This is a genomic window from Pseudomonas silesiensis, assembly GCF_001661075.1.
Lineage (GTDB): Bacteria > Pseudomonadota > Gammaproteobacteria > Pseudomonadales > Pseudomonadaceae > Aquipseudomonas > Aquipseudomonas silesiensis.
This window is the reverse complement of the sequence record NZ_CP014870.1, coordinates 4,215,284-4,235,298: the sequence shown is the minus strand read 5'-3', so window position 1 is coordinate 4,235,298 and position 20,015 is coordinate 4,215,284. Positions and strand designations below refer to the sequence as shown.

Sequence of the window (20,015 nt, the reverse complement as noted above, 5' to 3'; positions counted from 1 at the left end):
ATACACTACTGACTGCTTACTCTGGAGAAGCGCCCCCCTCGACCCGGCGTTGCGTCTGTCCAACCTCACCGATTGGCTATGGCTCGTCAGAGCTGAAGCCGTGGAACGAGGCAAAACGTTCAATTGGTTCACGTGGCGTTTCAAGGCTGTTCTCCGGTGCGTCACGGTCCTCGTGGCCCAGAGCGATGCCGCAGACCAGAATGTCATTGTCCGCGAGCGGCAGATGTTCGCGTATGACCTGGTGGTACCAGGCGAATGCAGCCTGGGCGCAAGTGTGCAAGCCCTGACCCCTGGCGGCGAGCAGGATGTTCTGGATGAACATGCCTAAATCCATATAGCTGCCCGTATTGAGTCTGCGGTCAAGGCTGATCAGCAGACCGACCGGGGCGTCGAAGAACTGGTAGTTGCGCAGCATTTGCTGGTCACGGGCCGTTGTATCGTCGCGCTTGATGCCGAGCTTCTCATACAGGCTGAAGCCCACCTCGCGGCGACGTTGCTGATAGGGCTCAAACCAGGCAGTCGGGTAGTATTCATATTCGGCAGCATGCTGCCCGGCGTCGTGGGTCGCGGATGCGATTATATCGTCGCACAAGCGTTGCTTGGCCTGGCCGGTCAATACATGGACATGCCAGGGCTGTACGTTGTTGCCGCTGGGTGCCCGTGAGGCGACCTTCAGAATATGTTCGATCACCGGTTTGGGGACGCTCCACGGCATGAAGCTTCGAACGGATTTACGCGAGCGGATGGCGGCATCTATATGCATTTGAGAAACTCCTTGTGCGGTCATTGGCTGAAATGTCGGCGAGCAATACTCACCAAAACTTGAAGGTGTAGCCTACGATGATGCGGTTTTCGTCAATATCCGTCGTGCGGTTCCCGCGATAGGCGACGTTGCGCAACCGCAGGTTGACGTTTTTCAGCGGTCCGCCCTGAACCACATAAGCGATATCGACATTGCGTTCCCATTCCTTGGCGTTGGTGCCGGCGATTTCAAAGTTGTCGCCTGACACATAGCGCGTCATGAACGTCAGCCCGGGCAAACCGACGGTGGCGAGGTCATAGTCGTAGCGAAGCTGCCAGGAGTCTTCCCTGGCGCGCAGGAAATGGTGGTAGGTGACGGTGTTGAATGCCCATGGATCGGTGCCGCCGCCGATGAAGGGCATGCCGGTGTCGCCGCTCTGGTTCTGGTAGCTGGCGCCGAGGGCGTGACCCTTGTAGGACAGGGTGAACATCGTTCCCAGGTTGCGGTTGTCGACATTGGTGCGACCCTCGTTTTCACTCTGAAAATAACGGACTTCCGACCTCAGGTTCAATCCCTCGGCCAATGGCTGGGTGTGAATCAGATTGCCGTAGTGCTGGCTGTAGTTGTCCTGCAATTGGGCGAAGAAGTAGGTGGTGGTCAGGTTTGGCAGCAGCGCATAAGTAGCACCCGCATAGTTGAAACGGTCAGTCGCGACGCCCCCTCTGGAGCCGTCGGCAAACATGGTCATGTCTTCGTAGTTGGTTGAGTTGCGCAGGCGGGTGGCGCGAAACTGGCCGCCGGTGAGGGTGAGCTTGTCGATGTCACTGGAGACGATCTGCGCGCCTTCAAACGTCTGCGGCAGCAAGCGGGTGTCATTGCGAAACGCGATCGGCAGGGTCGGTGCGTGGGTGCCGACAGTCAGCAGGCTCTTGGCCATTTTGACTTTAGCGGTAGGGCCGATAAAACCAAAGCTGTCCGGGACCTCGCCATTACTCTGCACGGGCAGGGCGCCCGCACCGGTCGTGCCGCGGCCGGCATCAAGTTTTACGCCAAGCAGCCCGAGCGCATCCACGCCAAAGCCCACCGTGCCCTCGGTGAAGCCAGAGCTGTAACGCAACATGAAGCCCTGGCCCCATTCTTCAGCCTTGTGACGGGCCGTGTTGGGGTTATCCCGAAAATCACGGTTGATGTAGAAGTTACGGGCCTCGAGCGTCAGGTGGCTATCGTCGTTGAATTCGGCAATGGCCTGTTGAGCGACGATGCTGGTACTGATTGCGAGGGTGATGGACAAGGTTTTTGACGGGTAATGCATGGTTCGACCTCTTGTTTTTATTGTGGTGAACAGCAGCTATTGGGTTTGAACGACGATCCTTTTTTCGGGACGAGTCAGCCCGTAAAACGAACTTCTAAATTCGTTTTTTTTCGCTGATCAGTCGCTGAAGGTTATTCAGTCGAGCTCGGCGTAACCCCTGATCCGGATGTTTCCTTTCTCATTGGTGAGTACAAGTTCCCGTGACCGGATGCCTGTTTGATAAAGCCGAGGCTGATCGCCCAGCGCGATGGGTGACAGGAATCGCACACCGAACCGTTGCAGGCGAGTGGCACTCAACAGTGTGCCGAGCATGCCCATGCCCAGCATTCCCTGGGCGAAAACATCGGCATGCCCGGCCCGGCAAGCAATGGCCGGCTCCAGATGCACGGGGTTCTGATCACCCGAGGCGAGGGCGAAGGCGTTGATTTGCTCCCGGCTGATCGCCCCGGCGGTTGTTACCGGCGGAGCGTTCTGCTCCGCCATTTCAGGACCCACCCTGGGCGGGCCAGGTACCGGCACCGCGACATAGATGCTGAGCATTTCACACGCCAGGCTGCCGTCGGCGGTGAGCAGGCGCGTTTTCTTGTGCAGCAGGTTGAAACGCGGCTTTTTGATCACCTCGGTCAGTTCAGCGCGGCTGCTGTAGCGCAAGCCGGGTTGCAGTGGATGGTGGTAGTGGAAGTGCTGTTCACCGTGCAGCAGTTGATGGGCCCCCAGGCCTGTCAGGGCGAGCAGTTGATCGACGACCTGGTGATCCATGTCGGCGCTGAACGCCAGTGTCGGTGGCAGCCCGGTGCAGTCCTGGGTGACGCCGATGGCCAGGTTCAGCGCGCTGATGCGCTTGGGCGTGAACGACCAGTCGCAGTCAGCAAAGCGATGGCCCTTGAGGTGACTGAGGTTCGCCGGCATTACCAGCCCCCCGAGACGCTGAGCGACTCGCCGGTGATGGCGCGCGCCGCGTGGGATGCAAGAAATACCGCACTGTCACCGATTTCACCGGGCTCCAACAGGCGCTTCATCGGCTGGCGAGCGAGAATGTGCCGGTGCAATGCCTCTTCCTCGCTGACGCCATCCTGGGCTGCAAGCAGGGGCAGTTGGTTTTCCACCAGGGAGGTGCGCACCGCGCCGGGAAGCAGGGCGTTGGCAGTGATCCCCTGGTTGGCGGTCTCGAGCGCCAGGGCGCGGGTGAAACCGATCAATCCGTGTTTGGCGGCGATGTAAGCGCTTTTATACGGCGAAGCCAGTTTGCCGTGGACCGAGGCGATGTTGATGATGCGTCCGCTCTGCTGCGCAAGCATGCTGGGCAGGGCGTGTTTACTCATCAGGAACGGGCCGGTCAACATCACCGCCAGCAGGGTGTTCCACTTGTCGAGCGGGAAGTGCTGAACCGGCGAAATGTGCTGCAGGCCTGCGTTGTTGACCAGTACGTCGAGGGTCGGCCGTTCTGTGAGCAGGTGCTCGAAGAACGCCGCAATTTGCGCCTCGCTCGTGACATCGACAGCGTACGCCTTGGCATTGGGCAAGCGGCTTGCCGCCTGTTCCGCGGCGGCCAGGTTGATGTCGCACAAGGCCACGAAATCACCTTGGGCAGCGAACGCCTGGGCAATTGCCAGACCGATCCCCTGGGCGGCACCCGTAACGACGACGGTGCGGGCAATCTGAGTCATGTGAGCCTCCCGAATCATGCGGCCAGAAGGCGGCAGTTGCTGATGACCACGAGCGCATCGGTGTTGTCCATCGATGTCAGATCGCCGGCGTCCTGCCCCAGGTAGGCCGCGCGGATCACTCGGCGCATGACTTTGCCATTGCGGGTCTTGGGCAGTTCGCTGACGTAATGCAGTTGTTTGGGGCGCATGGCCTTGCCCAGTTTTCTGCCGATCAGATCGAGCAGTTCGGCGTCCAGTGCCGCGTCCGGTACGGTACCGGGGTGCAGCACCACGAAGCACACGGGTGTCTCGCCCTTGATCTCGTCCGGAACGCCGATGGCGCCGGCCTCCAGCACCTGGGCATGGCTGACCAGGATGGATTCCATTTCTGCAGGGCCGATGCGCTTGCCGGCGACGTTCAGGGTGTCGTCGGAGCGACCGGTGATGGTCCAGAAGCCTTCACCATCGATAATTGCCCAGTCCCCGTGGACCCAGGTGTTGGGGAATCGATCGAAATACGATTGTTCGTACCGTTCGGGTTCCTGCCAGAAGCTGTGGGTCATACCGATCCAGGGCTTGGTCAGCACCAGCTCACCGAGCGTTTGCCTTACCGGTTGGCCCTGGTTGTCACAGACCTCGGCGGCCATGCCCGGCATGCGCGTGTTGAAGGTCACCGGGGAAATCGGTTTGATTAGCACGTTCGTCAGGATGCCACCGCCGATCTCGGTGCCGCCGGCATAGTTGATGATGGGATAACGCCCCGCGCCAACGGTATCGAACAGCCACAGCCACGGCTCCCGATTCCAGGGCTCGCCGGTCGAGGTAAAGGTACGCAGGACGCTCAGGTCGTGGCCTTGGGCAATGGCGTCGCCATGCTGCATCAGCGAGCGCACCAGCGTCGGTGAAACGCCGATGTGGGTGGCCTGATGGCGTGCGCCCAACTGCCAGACCCGATCCGCTTGCGGATAGTCCGGCGAGCCTTCATAGAGCACCGCGCAGGCGCCATTGATCAGGCTGCCGAAGACCACGACCGGGCCGGTCAGCCACCCCATGTCGGTGATCCAGAACAGACGATCGTTTTGCCCGACATCCATGCACAAGCCGACATCCAGCGCGGCCTTGAGCGGGAACCCGCCATGGGTATGCACCGCGCCCTTTGGCTTGCCGGTGGTGCCGGAGGTGTAGATGATCATCATCGGGGACTGGCTGTCGACCACAGCGGTCGGGCACTGGCTGCCGTCACAGGCCAGCAGCGTGGCAAAGTCCAGGTCGCGGCTGGGGTGCCAGGGGATTTCACGTCCCAGGCGGCGCACCACAATGACCTTTTCCAGCGATGGACTCAGGTCGGCAGCCTTGTCGGCTTCCTCTTTCATGGCGACCACTTTGCCGCGCCGCAGAAAGCCGTCGGCGGTGATCAGCAACTTGGCACCGCAAGCCTCTATGCGCGTGGCCAGGGCTTCGGCGCCGTAGCCAGAGAAGGCCGGGGTAAAGATGGCCCCCAGCTTGACCACGGCCAATACCGCGACCACGGTCTCAATCAACATCGGCATGTAGATGGCAACGCGGTCGCCGCTCACTACGCCCAACTCGCTCAGCCCTTGGGCGACGTCGTTCACCCGCCGCGCCAGCTCGCCGTAGCTCACTTCCAGGCACTGGCCGTTTTCGCTTTCCCAGATCAGGGCATTTTTTTGCGCTTGTACCGGATCGGCGGCCCAACGTTCCAGAGTCGAGCGGATGATGTTCAGTCGGCCGCCTTCATACCAGCGGGGATGCTTGATGCCTCCAGCCTCGTTGAGGGCGGTGTGGTAGGGCGTGTCCCAAACGATGCCCAGCGCTTGCTCCAGGGATGTGGCGAACCACGGTGCATCCTGGGTCGAGCGATCGAGAAAGTGCTCATAGTCGCTTTCACCCAATGTGTGCATCCATTGATGCAGGCGGGTGCCCTGAATGAAGTCCTGGCGGGGTGTCCAAACGACGGAACTGTCCATGCCTATCTCCTGATCGTTATGCATCTGCGCGTTATTTGAAGTTTTTGTTGATGAGCAGCTTGATCCAGCCGACCACGCCTGAGCGGAAGCACAGCACGCAGAGCACGAAGATGCAGCCCAGAATCGGCGAGCCCCACGTGCCCAGGGGGGATTGGGCCAGAAGGTGTTGCAGCGAGACGACGATGGCGGCACCGACGAAGGGACCGAGCAAGGTACCGACCCCGCCCAGCAGGGTCATCAGCACCACCTCGCCCGACATATGCCAGTGCGCATCGGTCAGGGTCGCCAGCTGGAACACCACGGCTTTGGTCGAGCCGGCGAGGCCGGCGATAGACGAAGAAATGACGAAGGCCAGCCATTTGTAGCGGTTGACGTTGTAGCCCAATGAAGTGGCGCGGTCCTCGTTCTCGCGGATCGCCTTGAGGATCTGGCCGAAGGGCGAGTGCACCACGCGACTGACCAAGGCAAACCCGAGCACGGTGATCGCCAGCACGAAGTAGTACATGGCGGTGTTGTTGCCCAGGTCGATAACGCCCAGCAGCTTGCCGCGACTGATCCCATGCAGCCCGTCTTCGCCGCCGGTGAACGGCGCCTTGAGAAACAGGAAGTACAGCAACTGCGCCAGCGCCAACGTGATCATCGCGAAGTAGATGCCTTGGCGGCGGATGGCCAGGGCGCCGAAAGCAGCGCCGACCAAAGCCGCCGCCAAGGTGCCGCCGATGATCGCCAACTCCGGTCCGATTCCCGGATGCTGGCTCAACAGATAACCGGTGCTGTAGCCGCCGGCCGCGAGGAAAGCCGCATGCCCGAACGAGAGCAGGCCGGTGTAGCCGAGCAACAGATTGAACGAGCAGGCGAACAGGCCGAAGCACAACAGCTTCATCAGGAACACCGGATAAGCCACCCAGGGCGCCACCAGGCCTATGACGATCAAGGCCAGGTACAAGGTGTTCAGCTGGCGTTGTTCGCGGGCTTCGTGTTGCTGAGGGATATAAATTTTGGTCTTGGCATTCATGGCTTACGCCTCCTTACCGAACAGGCCATTGGGGCGGATCAGCAGCACCAGAATCATCACGAAGAAGATCACGGTACCGGCCGACTCGGGCCAGAACACCTTGGTCAAACCTTCGATCACACCCATGGCCACGCCGGTGAGGATGGCGCCCATGATGGATCCCATGCCGCCGATCACCACCACGGCGAAGACCACAATCAACAGGTTCGAACCCATGGTGGGCGACACCGAGTAGATCGGCGCCGCCAGCACGCCGGCGAAGGCCGCGAGTGCCACGCCAAAGCCGTAGGTCAGGGTGGTCAGCAGGGGCACGTTGACCCCGAAGGCCTGCATCAGCCCGGGTTTTTCGGTGCCGGCGCGCAGATAGGCGCCAAGACGGGTTTTTTCAATCATGCACCAGGTGAACAGGCACATGCCCAGGCCCGCCACCAGCACCCAGGCGCGGTAGGTTGGCAGGAACATGAAGTCCAGCTTGAACCCGCCTTGCAAGGCTTGCGGGATCGGATAGCTGCTGCCCGACACGCCGAAGAAGTTGATGAAGCTGCCTTCGATGATCATGGCCAGGCCGAAGGTCAGCAGCAGCCCGTACAGGTGATCCAGATGAGCGATGCGCCGCAGCAGGAAACGCTCGATCACAATGCCCAGAGCACCGACAGTGAGCGGCACCAGGAACAGCGCCGCCCAGTAGTTGATACCGAAGTATTTGAGGAACAGCAGTGCGGCGAAGGCGCCCACCATGTACTGCGCACCATGCGCAAAATTGATGATGCGCAGCAAGCCGAAGATGACCGCCAGGCCCAGGCTCAATAACGCGTAGAACGCGCCGTTGATCAGGCCCAGCAATAGCTGGCCGAACATGGCCGCCAGGGGCACACCGAGTATTGTTGTCATTGCCAGTCGTCCTTTAGCGGATTCAAGGGGCTACATGCTCGTGACTTGAAGATCAGTTTTTAACGAGCTTGCACTTGCTTTCGGAGAGCGGCAGATAGGCTTCGTCGGCCGGGATGGTGCCGAGGATCTTGAACAGGTCCCAATCGCTCTTCGACTCTTGCGGCGTCTTCACCTGGGCCAGGTACATGTCGTGGACCATCCGGCCGTCTACGCGCACGCGACCGTTATGGGCGAACATGTCGTTGATCGGCGTTTTCAGCATGTACTCGCGCACAACCGCAGGATCATCGGAGCCAGTGGCGGCGACGGCTTTGAGGTACTGGGTGGTACTGGAATATAGACCGGCCTGGACCATGGTCGGCATGCGTTTGACACGCTCGTAGTAACGGTTGGCCCAGGCGCGGGATTCGTCGTTCATGTCCCAGTACCAGCCAGACACGAACTGGGTGCCCTGGGCGGTCGGCAGGCCGATGGCCTTGATGTCCGTGATGAACACCATGAGGCTGGCGATGGTCTGTCCACCGTCCATCAAGCCGAATTGTTTAGCGGTGGAGATGGCGTTGACCAGGTCCGAGCCCGCGCTGGCCAGGCCGATGATCTTCGCACCCGAGGCCTGCGCCTGGAGGATGTAGGACGAGAAATCACTGCTCTGGAACGGGTGGCGAGCCTTGCCGACGACCGTCCCCCCACTGGCGGCCACGGCTTTGGAAACCTGCTCTTCCATGGCATGGCCGAAGGCGTAGTCGGCGCTCAGCAGGTACCAGCTGTCACCGCCTTTGGCGACGATCGCCTTGGCCGCACCGTTGGAGACCGAGTAGGTGTCGTAAACGTAGTGAATGTGATTGGGCGTGCAGTATTCGTTGGTCAGGCTGGCTGCCGCCGCTGTCGAGACAATGGCGAAGCGGTTTTTTTCTTCCACCAGACGGGTCACGGCGATGGCCACCGGCGAAGCGTTCAAGCCGGCGATCAGGTCGACACCGCGCTGGTCGATCCACTCGCGGGCGGTGTTCGCACCCAGGTCGGCGTTGTTCTTGTGGTCGGCCTCGAACAGCACGATTTTCTTGTCGCCCACCTTGCCGTTGAAGTCTTCGACGGCCATGCGCACAGCCTCCAGCCCACCGGGGCCGGCCAGGTCGCTGTAGGGGCCGCTCAAGTCATCAAGGTATCCGATACGGATCTGATCATCGCTGATGCTGGCGTGAGCAGTGCTGGCCATCAGGCAGAACACCAGCCCGCGGGCGACGGCTTTGGCAAGACCGGAAGTGCAAAACTTGAAAACTGCTGACATGTGACGCTCCAAGGCTCAAGTTGAGCTCATTATTTTTATGGTCTGGATACACAAGGTTTAAACGCCGAGCATGGCGTTAAGGTGCTCTCGTTTTCCGTCCAGCTCGGCGGCGTTGAACTGGTCGACCACTTGGCCGTGTTCGATCAAGTAGTGCCGGTCAGCCAAGGGCGCGGCAAAACGGAAATTCTGTTCCACCAGCACGATGGTCATGCCACGGCCCTTGAGCTGCGCCAGCACCTCGCCGAGTCGCTCGACGATCACCGGTGCCAGGCCTTCGGTGATCTCGTCGAGCAGCAACAGGCGGGCGCCGGTGCGCAGGATGCGAGCCAGGGCGAGCATTTGCTGTTCACCCCCGGACAAGCGTGTGCCCTGGCTTTTGCGACGCTCTTTGAGGTTGGGGAACATGCTGTAGATCTCGTCCACCGACAGGCCGCCACTGGCCACGGTCGGTGGCAGCATCAGGTTCTCCTCGACGCTGAGACTGGCGAAGATGCCGCGCTCTTCCGGGCAGAAACCCACGCCCAGGCGGGCAATTTTGTGGGCGGCGATGGTCAGGGTTTCACGGCCATTGATGACGATCGACCCGGTGCGGTGACCCACCATGTTCATGATCGCGCGCAGGGTCGAGCTGCGGCCGGAGCCGTTGCGTCCGAGCAGCGTCACCAGCTCGCCCGGATAAACCTCGAGGTCGACGCCGTGCAGCACATGGGACTCGCCGTAGAAGGCGTGCAGGTTGCTGACGGTCAATTGGGCGCCAGGGCGGTTCATGCGTGCACCTCATCGGCTTCTTTGCCCATGTAGGCTTCGCGTACCAGGGCGTTGGCCGAGACGCTGGCGTAATCGCCTTCAGCCAACACTGCGCCTCGCGCCAGTACGGTGATGCGGTCGCACAGACGACTGACCACGCTCAGGTTGTGTTCGACCATCAGCACCGTGCGCCCGGCCGAGACGCGCCGGATCAACTCGACGACGACGTCCACGTCCTCGCTGCCCATGCCCTGTGTCGGCTCGTCGAGCAACATCAACGTCGGCTCCAGCGCCAGTGTGGTCGCCAGTTCGAGGGCACGTTTGCGCCCGTACGGCATCTCCACGGCCAGTACGCTGGCATAGGTCTCCAGGCCGACTTCGCATAACAGCTGCAGCGCGCGCTGGTTGAGGTGGTTCAGGCGCCGTTGCGGGACCCAGAAGTGATAGGAGTTGCCTTCGCCACGCTGCAGGGCGACGCGCACGTTTTCCAGGGCGGTCATGTGGCCGAATACCGCTGAAATCTGGAAGGAGCGGACCAACCCCAGGCGGGCGATCTGGTTGGATTTGAGGGGCGTGATTTCCTGCCCTTGGTAAAAAATCTGGCCCTTGGTAGGGGCGTGAAACTTGGTCAGCAAATTGAAAAAGGTGGTCTTGCCCGCACCGTTAGGACCGATCAAGGCATGGATGTGCCCTGTATGCACTTGCAGATCGACCGAGTTGACGGCGGTGAAGCCGTTGAACTCCTTGGTCAATCCTCTTGTTTCGAGGATGACATTGCTCATCTGTTATTCCTGCCAGGTAGTGATTGTTTTTATTAACCGGCACCACGCCCGAGGGCATGGGGAAAAACCAATCTGCGTCGCGACGCATGGCAGGAAGAGCGGCCCGTCCGGTAGGGGCCTAGTCCTCGAGCCTTGCCTGCTTCTCCTCGCCGAATGAAATCCTGGCCAGGTCGTTTTTGAACTTGTTCAGGTAGTGCAGGAAATTGACGCTGTCGTCGAAGCTGAAGCCCTGCAAACCTTGCTGATAAAACTGGTAGATCCGGTCCTGCAGCGCGTCCCAGTATTCCCGACCCTGGTCGGTCAGCCGGACCAGGCGGGCGCGACCGTCATCCGGATGAGGCACGCGAAGCACGTGGTTATCCCGCTCCATGCGCTTGAGCACGCCATCCAGGCTTTGCCGGCTGACAAACAGGTACTCCGTCAACTGGTTGAAGGAGATACCCTCCTCGAAACCGGCTCGGGACAGGGCGCCCAGTACCGCCCATTGCACGGTGCTGATGCCCATCTCGTTCTGTACCTGGCGCTGCAGTACGTTGCCGGTTTGAAACAGCCGGAAAAATAAGGTGTTCGGTATGCTGCGGTTTTCGTTGGCGTCCATTACATGTCCTTGTTGCCCGGTGGGCGTCGGTAGGCCGATAAGGTCACCTGCCTGCCGGTGCAGACAAGGTGTTATTTGGGGATGTACTCGCGAGCGATGATATTTTTCATGATTTGCGCAGTACCGTCACCGATCTGCAGGCCAAGTACATCACGAAGACGCTGGGCAAATGGCAGATCTTCACCCCAGCCGGTGTGGCCATGGGCGAGCAGGCACTGCTTGACCACGTCAAACGCCAGCTTGGGTCCCCACCACTTGTTCATCGCGGCTTCGGCGTTGTGGGGTTGTCCGGCGTCTTTGAGCCATAGCGCGTAGTAACACTGCAGGCGCGCAGCTTGCACGTAGGTCTGGAATTCCGCCAGAGGGTGAGTCAAACCCTGGAATGCCGCCAGTTGCTGGCCGAATGCCTCGCGCTCGGTCAGCCATTTCCAGGTTTCGTCCAACGATTGCTGGGCTATCGCCAGGCACTGCAGGCCGATCAACGCACGGCTGTAATCGAAGCCCTGCATCACCTGCTTGAAGCCTTTACCTTCATCGCCCAGGCGATGGCTGGCATGCACCTCCACGTTGTCGAAGAAGATCGAACCACGCCCGATGGCGCGCTGGCCCGCGTCTTCAAAGCGGGTAGTGCTGATGCCTGGCAACGTCATCGGCACCAGGAAGGCACTGATGCCGTTGGCGCGGGATTCCTGGGTGCCGGTGCGAGCAAAGACCACCGCAACGTCGGCCTGATCGGCCATCGAGATGGACGTCTTCTCGCCATTGAGCACATAGGTATCGCCTTTGCGCTCGGCCTTCATGCGCAGGCTCGCAGCGTCGGAGCCACCACTGGGTTCGGTCAGGGCGATGCAGACGATTTTCTGCCCGCTGGTAATTGCCCCCAGCCATTCCTTGGCCAGTTCAGGCGAGGCGTGTTGCGCGATGATCTGGCCGTTCAGCGAAGCCAGTAGCGGTATGTAGCCGACGTTGAAATCACCGCGCGAGATTTCCTCGATGATGATGCCGGCGGTCACGCAGTCCAGGCCACTGCCACCGTATTCCTCCGGCAGTTCGCCACCGAGCAGGCCCATTTCACCCATCTGCCGGATCACTGAGCGTTCAATCTTGCCGCTGAGATCGCGCTTGCGATAACCCGGCGCAAGTACCTCGGCGCTAAAGCGGGCAACGCTTTCACGAATAGCGTTTTGTTGTTCGTCGAATGCGAAATTCATGATTCTCTCCAAGCCAGGGCCGGGGGACCGGCAGCGGATCAGCTGCCGGTAATAGGGTCACTTGTAGAATTTGCGGAACTCTGGCTTACGTTTTTCCTTGAAAGCGGCGACGCCTTCCTTGGATTCTTCGGTGTCGTAGTACAGGCTCAGGGCCTGCATGCCGAGGGCTCCGATGCCGGCAATGTTGGCGCTGTCGGCGTTGAATGAGCGCTTGGCGATGGTGAGGGCGGTCGGACTCTTCTCGAGAATCTCGTCACACCATTTCTGCACTTCGGCATCCAGTTCCTCATGGGGCACGACCGCGTTGACCAGGCCCCAGTCGTACGCTTGCCGGGCGCTGTATTTGCGGCACAGGTACCAAATCTCGCGGGCGCGTTTTTCGCCGATGATGCGCCCCAGATAGGCCGTGCCGAAGCCGGGATCAACCGAGCCGACTTTCGGGCCGACCTGGCCGAAGACGGCTTTTTCAGAGGCGATGGTCAGGTCGCAGACGACGTGCAGGACGTGACCGCCGCCGATGGCAAAGCCGTTGACACGTGCGATCACTGGCTTGGGCACTTCACGGATCAAGCCCTGCAATTCTTCTACCGGCAGACCGATCAGGCCGCGGCCATCGTACTGGCCTTCATGGGCCCCCTGGTCGCCGCCGGTGCAGAACGCCTTGTCGCCGGCACCGGTGAACACGATGACGCCCACTTCCTTGTTCCAGCCAGCACGGTTGAAGGCGTGGATCAGCTCCATGCAGGTCTGGCCGCGGAACGCGTTGTAGCGATCCGGACGGTTGATGGTGATGGTCGCAACACCTTCGACTTCGGTGTACAGAATGTCTTCGTAATGCATGGGAATTCTCCTGGTTAACCGGCCATGGTCAGGCCGCCGGACACGGAAATAACCTGTCCGGTGATGAAGTTGGCGTCGTCACTGGCAAGCAGGGCGATGATCCCCGGGTAGTCTTCCGGCTGACCGAGGCGGCGCATCGGCACGGCATTCTTGAAGGCTTCCATCAGCTTTTCCGGGTTGCTCGAGGTCGCCGCTACGCTTTTGAGCAGGGCGGTATCGGTCGGGCCGGGGCAGACCACATTGAAGTTGATGTTTTTGGTCGCCAGTTCTCGTGCCAGGGCTTTCGACAGGCCCACCAGTCCCGCCTTGCAGGCGGCGTAAACGGCTTCGCCGGAGGAGCCGACACGGGCCGCATCGGAAGCTACGTTGATGACCTTGCCGCCCCCCGCTTCAAGCATCTTCGGCAGGACCACGTGGTGCATGTTCAGCGCCCCGGTCAGGTTGATCGAGATCAACTGTTGCCACATCGCCGGCTCGGTTTTGAGGAATGGCATGAAACGGTCGAAGCCCGCGTTGTTGACCAGTACGGTCGGTACACCCAGGTCTTTTTCAATGGCCGCGACGGTGTCGACGATGGCGGCGTAATCGGTGATGTCGGCGGCGTAAGCCTTGGCCTTGGCCTTGCTGTCCGCTTCGTTGATCAGGTCGACGGTGGTTTGTGCGGCAGCGGCATCGCGATCGAGTACGGCGACCAGGCAACCTTCGGCAGCGAAGCGCAGGCTGACGGCGCGACCGATGCCGCCACCGCCGCCGGTGATGATTACGGTTCTTCCAATAAGACCTTTCATGCAGCAGTCCTCATCTTGTTTTGATTGATTTGCGGGCATTGCCAATCATTGGCGCGTGGCTGAATCCAGCCGGATATCCATGGCCAGTTCGCGCAATTTGAATTTCTGGATTTTTCCCGAAGGGGTGCGCGGCAAGGCCGGCAGCACTTCCAGGTATTCGGGCAGGTAGTTCTTGGTCAGGCGCTGTTGCAGGAGGAAGCTCACCACTTCTGCCAGCGTCAGGCTGGTGTGGCCGTTGTGCAGCGTCACATAGGCGCACAGGCGCTCACCCAGGCGTGGGTCCGGGCAGCCGACCAGGGCCACGGCGGCAATGGCCGGGTGCTTGTAGAGCAGGTTCTCGATCTCCACCACGGGAATGTTTTCGCCGCCGCGAATCACCACATCCTTGGTGCGACCCGTGATGCGGATGTAACCCTGTTCGTTCATGCGTGCCAGGTCGCCGGTAGCGAACCAGCCTTGGTCATCCACGCCGTAGAGCTCGGGGCGCTTGAGATAGCCGACGAACAGGCTGCCGCCACGGACCAACAAGTTACCTTCGGTGTCGCGGGGGACTTCTAGGCCATCCTCATCGACGATGTTCACCTCCATGAACGGCAGGGACAGGCCATCGGTATGAATGGCGCACCGGGCATCGTCGTGCGGGCGGGTCATGGTCACCGCGCCACTCTCGGTCATTCCCCAGGCGGAAATCACCTTGGCATTGACCGCCGTACCGGCCTTTTCTACCAGGGCGCCTGGGATAGGGGCTCCCGCGGCAACGAAGGTCCGCAGCGATGACAGCGCTTCGCCGTGATCGGGGGCAATATCGATCAGATCGGTCAGGAACGGTGTCGACGCCATGGTGAAGGTCGGCCGCTCGGCTTCGATGACTTTTACCGCGAAGCGGGCATCCCAGATATCCTGCAGCACCGTGGTGCTCTTCAGGTAAATCGGCATCATCAGCCCGTAGAGGAAACCGGTCTGGTGCGCGATGGGCGAGGCCATGAAAACGATATCTTCAGACCCCAGCTGCAAGCGTTCGGCATAGGGGCGTACGTTGCTGAGCAGGGTGTTGGAGGTGTGCAATACCCCCTTGGGCTCGCCGGTCGTGCCCGAGGTGTACAGCAGCTGCACGACATCGTCACCGCCCAGGCGGCGGTCGGCAAACAACGCCGCAGTGTCTGTTTCTTCCTCCCAGGCACGTTGCATCAAGACCTGCTCGAAACTGTCAGCGCTGTGGTCGCCACCGATCACTAGCACATGCTCGAGGGCGGGCAACTCGCCGCGCATTCCCTGGACCATGGCGGCGTAATCGAACCCTCTGAAGTGATGCGGGATCACCAGCACCCGGCTCTGTGCGTGGCCGAGCATGAAGGCGAGCTCGCGCTCACGAAAAATCGGCATCAGAGGATTGAGAATCGCGCCGATACGCACGCAGGCCAGATGCAGCGCCGTGATCTGCCACCCGTTTGGCAACTGGCAGGACACCACGTCTGACTTGGCTACACCCAGACCCGCCAGACCCGCCGCCATGCGAGTCACCAGGCGATCCAGTTCGCGGTAGCTGAAAGCCTGACGTTCATCCTCGTTCACCCGGTAGGCAATCACCGCTACCGAGTCTGGAGCGGTGAGCACTGCCTGATCCAGATAGTCTGTAATGATATTGTCACTCCATGCGCCTGACTCAAGCATGGCGAAACGTCGTTCTGGCTGCATGTTTATCTTTGTAGTCATTATCAGCACCAGTGAATAGGCGGTTTGTTGTTGTTTTTCTGCGAGAGCTTTCGCTTTCTGATGGAGGCGAAGATACGCGCTCTATTTTTAATATGTCAACATGTTGTCTTTATTTTTTGATGTCGATAGACTCGGCTGCAAGCGACCGAAGCCGTGCAACGGATCTTCGGCTCATGCGGCTTGCCGCAGTCAGGAAGGAGTGGTGAACGTCATGCCCTACGACAATATTTTGGTGGAGCGTCATGAGAGCGTCGGTCTGATCCGGCTCAATCGACCCGCAATGCACAATGCGTTGAGTGACGCGCTGATGAGTGAGTTGGGCGAGGCATTGCGTGCCTTCGAGCGGGATGACGGCATCCGCGCCATGGTGATTACCGGTAACGACAAGGCCTTCGCCGCCGGTGCCGATATCGTCGAGTTGCAGTTCAAGGGGTTCGCTGACGTCTATCTGGATAACTTTGTGACGGCGAACTGGGAGGAGGTGACTCGCTGCCGCAAACCGGTGATCGCCGCGGTCGGCGGCCTGGCGTTGGGTGGCGGTTGCGAGCTGGCGATGATGTGCGACCTGATCATTGCCGCCGACAGTGCGCGTTTCGGTCAGCCGGAAGTGAAGGTCGGCACGCTGCCGGGTGCCGGCGGTACCCAGCGTTTGGCCCGCGCGATAGGCAAGGCCAAGACCATGGACCTGTGCCTGACCGGGCGCACGATGGATGCGGCCGAAGCGGAGCGCAGCGGGTTGGTCAGCCGCGTCGTGCCGGCGGCGAGCCTTTTAGACGAAGCACTGCAGATCGCCCGGCAGATCGCCGAATTTTCGGCGATGGCCGTCAGGCTCAATAAAGAAGCGGTCGATCGCGCCTTTGAAACCACCCTGGCCGAGGGGGTGCATTTTGAGCGGCGCCTGCTGCACGCCTGCTTTGCCAGCGAAGATCAGAAGGAAGGCATGCAGGCGTTCGTTCAGAAGCGAAAACCACTGTGGAAACACCGTTGAACGCATTTTTTGCCCGGTCAGAACAACAATAAAAGCAGGCGAAACGCTTGCAGGAGTTACCCGATGTCATCTCCCGTGCAGTGGTCCCGCGAAGGGGCGATAGCTGTTGTGTGCATCAATAATCCGCCGGTCAATGCCCTTGGCCACAGCGTACGCGCAGGCTTGCTGGCCGCGTTCAACGCCGTCGAGCGGGATCCCGGGATCAAGCTGGTGTTGCTGTATTGCGCAGGCAGGACCTTCATTGCCGGTGCCGATATCCGCGAGTTTGGCAAACCACCGCAAGCGCCGATCCTGCCGGACGTCACCCTGTCCCTGGAAAACTTCACCAAGCCGTCACTGGCCGTGCTGCATGGCTCGGTGTTGGGCGGCGGTCTTGAAGTGGCGCTGGCCTGTCATTACCGCATCATCGAGGTCAACGCCAAAGTCGGGCTGCCAGAGGTCAAGCTGGGGCTGTTGCCGGGTGCCGGCGGGACCCAGCGGTTGCCACGCCTGGCCGGTGTCGCCAAGGCACTGGAGATGATCGTGGGTGGAGAGCCGATCAGCGCGGTGGAGGCCAAGCGTCACGCCATTGTCGATGAGGTGTATGAGGGTGAGCCGTTGGCCGCTGGCCTGGCGTATGCCGCGCAGTTGTTGGCGCAAGGCGTGAAGCCACGTCGCAGTGGCCATGCCTCGATACCGGCGGGTGTCGGCAGCACTGCCGAGTTGCTCATGGCCAAGCGCGATGAGGTGCAACGCAGCCAGCCAGCGTCGTTCTCGCCGATACGCTGCATTGCCGCCATCGAAGCGGCGATCGCACTGCCTTTAAGCGAGGGCCTGCAGCGTGAACGCACGCTGTTCCTCGAGTGCATGGCGTCGCCCCAACGCGAAGCGTTGATCCAGGCATTTTTCGCGCAGCGTCAAGCGGCTAAAGCGGTGGGGCCCGATGCAGCGGTTACCCCCTGCAAACCACCGGCGCCACGACAGGAACGCCTGGCCGCCGAAAGCAAGACAGTTGCCGAGCTGGATCAGCAAGGCTGAACAGGTCGCTTGCGGCCGGCCAGCCTGACGCTGGCCCCATCCCCATCGAGGACTTTGCATGGACATCAACTACACCCCCGCCGAACTTGAGTTTCGCGATGAGGTACGCGCCTTCCTCAGCGCTGCCGTACCTGAGGACATCGCTGCAAAAGTGCGCCTCGGCAAGCATCTCGACAAGGCAGACCACCTGCGCTGGCAACGGGTGCTGGCCAGGCGCGGCTGGTACGCCGCCAATTGGCCGGTAGAGCAGGGTGGTACTGGCTGGAGCGTGGTGCAGCGACACATCTTCGAGGAGGAGTGCGCCGCGTTCGGTGCACCGCGGTTGATCTCGTTCGGGGTCAACATGGTCGCCCCGGTGATCATGAAGTTCGGCACTGAGGCGCAAAAGGCCCATTACCTGCCGCGCATCCTGTCCGGGGAAGACTGGTGGTGCCAGGGTTACTCCGAGCCGGGAGCCGGTTCCGACCTGGCCAGCCTGAAGAGCCGCGCCGTGCTGGATGGCGACCACTACGTGGTCAATGGCCAGAAAACCTGGACCACCCTCGGTCAGCACGCCAACATGATTTTCTGCCTGGTGCGCACTGACCCGCAAGCCCAGCAGCAGCGCGGCATTTCCTTTCTATTGATCGATATGGCGACGCCAGGCGTCACCGTGCGGCCCATCATCACTCTGGAGGGTGACCACGAAGTCAACGAAGTGTTCTTCGACAACGTGCGCGTGCCCGTCGCCAACCTGGTGGGTGAAGAAAACAAGGGCTGGACCTGCGCCAAGTTCCTGTTGACCCACGAGCGCACCGGCCAGGCGGGCATTGCCCAGTCCAAGGCAGCGCTGGCGCAACTCAAATCGGTCGCATCCCGGGAATTGCGTAACGGCCTGCCGCTGCTGGATGACCCGCTGTTTCGCCTGCAAATTGCCGAAGTGGAAATGCAATTGATGGCCATCGAGATGAGCACACTGCGCATCCTCGCGGCCGTGCAGGGCGGTGGTGTGCCTGGGGCGCAAAGCTCGATCCTGAAGATCAAGGGCTCCGAGATTCGCCAGGCGATCAGCCACCTGATGCGCAAAGTGCTGGGCGTGCATGCCTTGCCTTTCGCCGAGGAAGAGTTGGACTACGCCTTTGCCGGTGAGCTGTTGCACTCCGACTACAGTGCCGCGCCAGCCGGCCAGTATTTCAACCTGCGCAAGCTGTCCATCTATGGCGGCTCCAACGAAATCCAGAAGAACATCATTGCCAAGATGATTCTTGAGCTCTAAGGAGGCACCCCCATGGACTTCAATCTCAGCGAAGAGCAGCAGATGCTGCAAGACACCGTCGCCCGTGTAGCGCGCGACCGTTACAGCTTTGAACAGCGTGAGCAGTTTTACCTCAGCGAGACGGGGTTCAGCCGTGAGTTCTGGAACCAGCTCGGTGAGTTGGGCTTGAGCGCCGTACCCCTTCGCGAGGAATACGGTGGCTTCGGCGGCAGTGGCGTGGACAGCATGCTGGTGATGACTGAACTGGGCCGCAACCTGTGCCTGGAACCTTATCTTCAGTCGCAAATACACGGCGCCGGACTGCTGCAGCAACTGGGCAGTGCGGACCAGCGTGGCCAATGGTTGCCGCAAGTGGCGACCGGTGAGCTGCAGCTCGCGGTGGCACTGGAAGAAAGCCAGAGCCACTATCTCCTGCACGATGTGCAGAGCCGTGCCGAAGCCGTCGAGGGCGGATGGCGCCTGACCGGGCATAAATGCGCGGTGGTCGGCGGCCACAGCGCCGGACTGATCCTGGTGTCGGCGCGAACCGCTGGCGGTGCCCTGGACGAGTCCGGCATCAGCCTGTTTCTGCTGGACCCGAAAGCAGCGGGTGTGCGCCGCCGTGATTACCCGTGCATCGATGGCCCACGCGCCTGCGACCTGTACCTGGATGGCGTCGTGCTCGATCAGAATCACCTGCTGGGTCCTGCCGGCCAAGCGCTTGCGGCATTGCGTTACCAGCAAGGGCGGGCGGTGGCGGCGCAATGCGCTGAGGCGATCGGCAATATGCAGGAAGCCTTCAGCCTGACGCTGGACTATCTGAAAACCCGTCAGCAGTTCAACGCGCCGATCGGCAAGTTCCAGGTCTTGCAACACCGCATGGCCGACATGCGTGGCGAACTGGAATTGGCGATTTCCATGGCCACGCTGGCCGCCTGTATCGCTGACGAACCCGACAGTGACGAACGCAGCCGCGGTTTGGCCGCCGCCAAGTTCGTCGTCACTCGTGCAGCCCGTTTCATCGCCGAGCAAGCGATTCAATTGCACGGCGGCATCGGCATGACCTGGGAATACAACCTTGCCCACCATGCCAAGCGTCTGGTCATGCTCAGCCACCAGTTGGGCGACGACGACCATCATTTGCAGGCTTATGCCGATTTGATGCGCAACGCCTGAACCCCCTCTACGGCCGGACACTGCGCTGGCGGTCTACTA

The 20,015-nt window shown here is 60.9% G+C and carries 19 protein-coding genes; 4 read left to right on the top strand and 15 right to left on the bottom strand.

Going from position 1 to position 20,015, the window contains the following annotated elements:
• Positions 1-76: 76 nt before the first annotated feature.
• From PMA3_RS18765 to PMA3_RS18695, 15 genes are all read right to left on the bottom strand, one after another.
• Entirely contained in the window at positions 77-763 is a 687-nt protein-coding gene (locus PMA3_RS18765) for a nitroreductase (protein WP_064678584.1), read from the bottom strand.
• Positions 764-812: 49 nt separating this feature from the next.
• A complete protein-coding gene (locus PMA3_RS18760; protein WP_064678583.1) occupies positions 813-2,054 on the bottom strand; it encodes an OprD family porin in 1,242 nt (413 codons plus the stop codon).
• Between the two features lie 135 nt (positions 2,055-2,189).
• Complete coding sequence (locus tag PMA3_RS18755) at positions 2,190-2,963, bottom strand: FAS1-like dehydratase domain-containing protein (protein WP_064678582.1); 774 nt, start codon at positions 2,961-2,963, stop codon at positions 2,190-2,192.
• Entirely contained in the window at positions 2,963-3,721 is a 759-nt protein-coding gene (locus tag PMA3_RS18750; RefSeq protein WP_064678581.1) for a 3-hydroxybutyrate dehydrogenase, read from the bottom strand. The genes PMA3_RS18755 and PMA3_RS18750 overlap by 1 nt, the downstream gene beginning before the upstream one ends.
• Before the next feature lie 14 nt (positions 3,722-3,735).
• A complete protein-coding gene (locus tag PMA3_RS18745) occupies positions 3,736-5,688 on the bottom strand; it encodes an AMP-binding protein (protein WP_064678580.1) in 1,953 nt (650 codons plus the stop codon).
• Between the two features lie 31 nt (positions 5,689-5,719).
• Entirely contained in the window at positions 5,720-6,703 is a 984-nt protein-coding gene (locus tag PMA3_RS18740; protein ID WP_064678579.1) for a branched-chain amino acid ABC transporter permease, read from the bottom strand.
• A gap of 3 nt (positions 6,704-6,706) precedes the next feature.
• Entirely contained in the window at positions 6,707-7,594 is an 888-nt protein-coding gene (locus tag PMA3_RS18735; RefSeq protein WP_064678578.1) for a branched-chain amino acid ABC transporter permease, read from the bottom strand.
• A gap of 52 nt (positions 7,595-7,646) precedes the next feature.
• Positions 7,647-8,882 carry an ABC transporter substrate-binding protein gene (locus tag PMA3_RS18730; protein ID WP_064678577.1) on the bottom strand — a complete coding sequence of 412 codons (1,236 nt, stop codon included), beginning with the start codon at positions 8,880-8,882 and terminating at the stop codon, positions 7,647-7,649.
• A gap of 57 nt (positions 8,883-8,939) precedes the next feature.
• On the bottom strand, positions 8,940-9,650 hold the full coding sequence (locus tag PMA3_RS18725) for an ABC transporter ATP-binding protein (RefSeq protein ID WP_064678576.1): 711 nt from the start codon (positions 9,648-9,650) through the stop codon (positions 8,940-8,942).
• A complete protein-coding gene (locus PMA3_RS18720; RefSeq protein WP_064678575.1) occupies positions 9,647-10,411 on the bottom strand; it encodes an ABC transporter ATP-binding protein in 765 nt (254 codons plus the stop codon). Before PMA3_RS18720 ends, PMA3_RS18725 begins: the two co-directional genes overlap by 4 nt.
• A gap of 118 nt (positions 10,412-10,529) precedes the next feature.
• Positions 10,530-11,009: a MarR family winged helix-turn-helix transcriptional regulator gene (locus tag PMA3_RS18715; protein ID WP_064678574.1), complete on the bottom strand. Its 480-nt coding sequence runs from the start codon at positions 11,007-11,009 to the stop codon at positions 10,530-10,532.
• Between the two features lie 71 nt (positions 11,010-11,080).
• On the bottom strand, positions 11,081-12,220 hold the full coding sequence (aliB, locus tag PMA3_RS18710; RefSeq protein WP_064678573.1) for a cyclohexanecarboxyl-CoA dehydrogenase: 1,140 nt from the start codon (positions 12,218-12,220) through the stop codon (positions 11,081-11,083).
• Between the two features lie 57 nt (positions 12,221-12,277).
• Positions 12,278-13,060 carry a 2-ketocyclohexanecarboxyl-CoA hydrolase gene (badI, locus tag PMA3_RS18705; RefSeq protein WP_064678572.1) on the bottom strand — a complete coding sequence of 261 codons (783 nt, stop codon included), beginning with the start codon at positions 13,058-13,060 and terminating at the stop codon, positions 12,278-12,280.
• A gap of 14 nt (positions 13,061-13,074) precedes the next feature.
• Complete coding sequence (locus PMA3_RS18700) at positions 13,075-13,848, bottom strand: SDR family NAD(P)-dependent oxidoreductase (protein ID WP_064678571.1); 774 nt, start codon at positions 13,846-13,848, stop codon at positions 13,075-13,077.
• Between the two features lie 45 nt (positions 13,849-13,893).
• Complete coding sequence (locus PMA3_RS18695; protein ID WP_064678570.1) at positions 13,894-15,561, bottom strand: AMP-binding protein; 1,668 nt, start codon at positions 15,559-15,561, stop codon at positions 13,894-13,896.
• Between the two features lie 211 nt (positions 15,562-15,772).
• Between PMA3_RS18695 and PMA3_RS18690 the strand changes: the two genes are divergently transcribed.
• The 4 genes from PMA3_RS18690 to PMA3_RS18675 all read left to right on the top strand — a co-directional run bounded on the left by PMA3_RS18690 (position 15,773) and on the right by PMA3_RS18675 (position 19,976).
• The gene (locus PMA3_RS18690) at positions 15,773-16,549 is read left to right on the top strand and encodes an enoyl-CoA hydratase (protein ID WP_064678569.1); all 777 of its coding nucleotides are present in this window, start codon (positions 15,773-15,775) and stop codon (positions 16,547-16,549) included.
• A gap of 63 nt (positions 16,550-16,612) precedes the next feature.
• Entirely contained in the window at positions 16,613-17,566 is a 954-nt protein-coding gene (locus PMA3_RS18685) for an enoyl-CoA hydratase/isomerase family protein (protein ID WP_064678568.1), read from the top strand.
• 58 nt (positions 17,567-17,624) lie between these two features.
• Entirely contained in the window at positions 17,625-18,821 is a 1,197-nt protein-coding gene (locus tag PMA3_RS18680) for an acyl-CoA dehydrogenase family protein (protein WP_064678567.1), read from the top strand.
• A 12-nt stretch (positions 18,822-18,833) separates the two neighbouring features.
• Positions 18,834-19,976, top strand: coding sequence for an acyl-CoA dehydrogenase family protein (locus tag PMA3_RS18675; RefSeq protein ID WP_064678566.1), 1,143 nt, complete (start codon positions 18,834-18,836; stop codon positions 19,974-19,976).
• Positions 19,977-20,015 lie beyond the last annotated feature (39 nt).

What these genes read in the sequence shown, in the direction of transcription:
- PMA3_RS18765 (WP_064678584.1), bottom strand. Translation starts at nt 763, where the DNA reads ATGCATATAGATGCCGCCATCCGCTCGCGTAAATCCGTTCGAAGCTTC.
- PMA3_RS18760 (WP_064678583.1), bottom strand. Translation starts at nt 2,054, where the DNA reads ATGCATTACCCGTCAAAAACCTTGTCCATCACCCTCGCAATCAGTACC.
- PMA3_RS18755 (WP_064678582.1), bottom strand. Translation starts at nt 2,963, where the DNA reads ATGCCGGCGAACCTCAGTCACCTCAAGGGCCATCGCTTTGCTGACTGC.
- PMA3_RS18750 (WP_064678581.1), bottom strand. Translation starts at nt 3,721, where the DNA reads ATGACTCAGATTGCCCGCACCGTCGTCGTTACGGGTGCCGCCCAGGGG.
- PMA3_RS18745 (WP_064678580.1), bottom strand. Translation starts at nt 5,688, where the DNA reads ATGGACAGTTCCGTCGTTTGGACACCCCGCCAGGACTTCATTCAGGGC.
- PMA3_RS18740 (WP_064678579.1), bottom strand. Translation starts at nt 6,703, where the DNA reads ATGAATGCCAAGACCAAAATTTATATCCCTCAGCAACACGAAGCCCGC.
- PMA3_RS18735 (WP_064678578.1), bottom strand. Translation starts at nt 7,594, where the DNA reads ATGACAACAATACTCGGTGTGCCCCTGGCGGCCATGTTCGGCCAGCTA.
- PMA3_RS18730 (WP_064678577.1), bottom strand. Translation starts at nt 8,882, where the DNA reads ATGTCAGCAGTTTTCAAGTTTTGCACTTCCGGTCTTGCCAAAGCCGTC.
- PMA3_RS18725 (WP_064678576.1), bottom strand. Translation starts at nt 9,650, where the DNA reads ATGAACCGCCCTGGCGCCCAATTGACCGTCAGCAACCTGCACGCCTTC.
- PMA3_RS18720 (WP_064678575.1), bottom strand. Translation starts at nt 10,411, where the DNA reads ATGAGCAATGTCATCCTCGAAACAAGAGGATTGACCAAGGAGTTCAAC.
- PMA3_RS18715 (WP_064678574.1), bottom strand. Translation starts at nt 11,009, where the DNA reads ATGGACGCCAACGAAAACCGCAGCATACCGAACACCTTATTTTTCCGG.
- aliB (WP_064678573.1), bottom strand. Translation starts at nt 12,220, where the DNA reads ATGAATTTCGCATTCGACGAACAACAAAACGCTATTCGTGAAAGCGTT.
- badI (WP_064678572.1), bottom strand. Translation starts at nt 13,060, where the DNA reads ATGCATTACGAAGACATTCTGTACACCGAAGTCGAAGGTGTTGCGACC.
- PMA3_RS18700 (WP_064678571.1), bottom strand. Translation starts at nt 13,848, where the DNA reads ATGAAAGGTCTTATTGGAAGAACCGTAATCATCACCGGCGGCGGTGGC.
- PMA3_RS18695 (WP_064678570.1), bottom strand. Translation starts at nt 15,561, where the DNA reads ATGACTACAAAGATAAACATGCAGCCAGAACGACGTTTCGCCATGCTT.
- PMA3_RS18690 (WP_064678569.1), top strand. Translation starts at nt 15,773, where the DNA reads ATGCCCTACGACAATATTTTGGTGGAGCGTCATGAGAGCGTCGGTCTG.
- PMA3_RS18685 (WP_064678568.1), top strand. Translation starts at nt 16,613, where the DNA reads ATGTCATCTCCCGTGCAGTGGTCCCGCGAAGGGGCGATAGCTGTTGTG.
- PMA3_RS18680 (WP_064678567.1), top strand. Translation starts at nt 17,625, where the DNA reads ATGGACATCAACTACACCCCCGCCGAACTTGAGTTTCGCGATGAGGTA.
- PMA3_RS18675 (WP_064678566.1), top strand. Translation starts at nt 18,834, where the DNA reads ATGGACTTCAATCTCAGCGAAGAGCAGCAGATGCTGCAAGACACCGTC.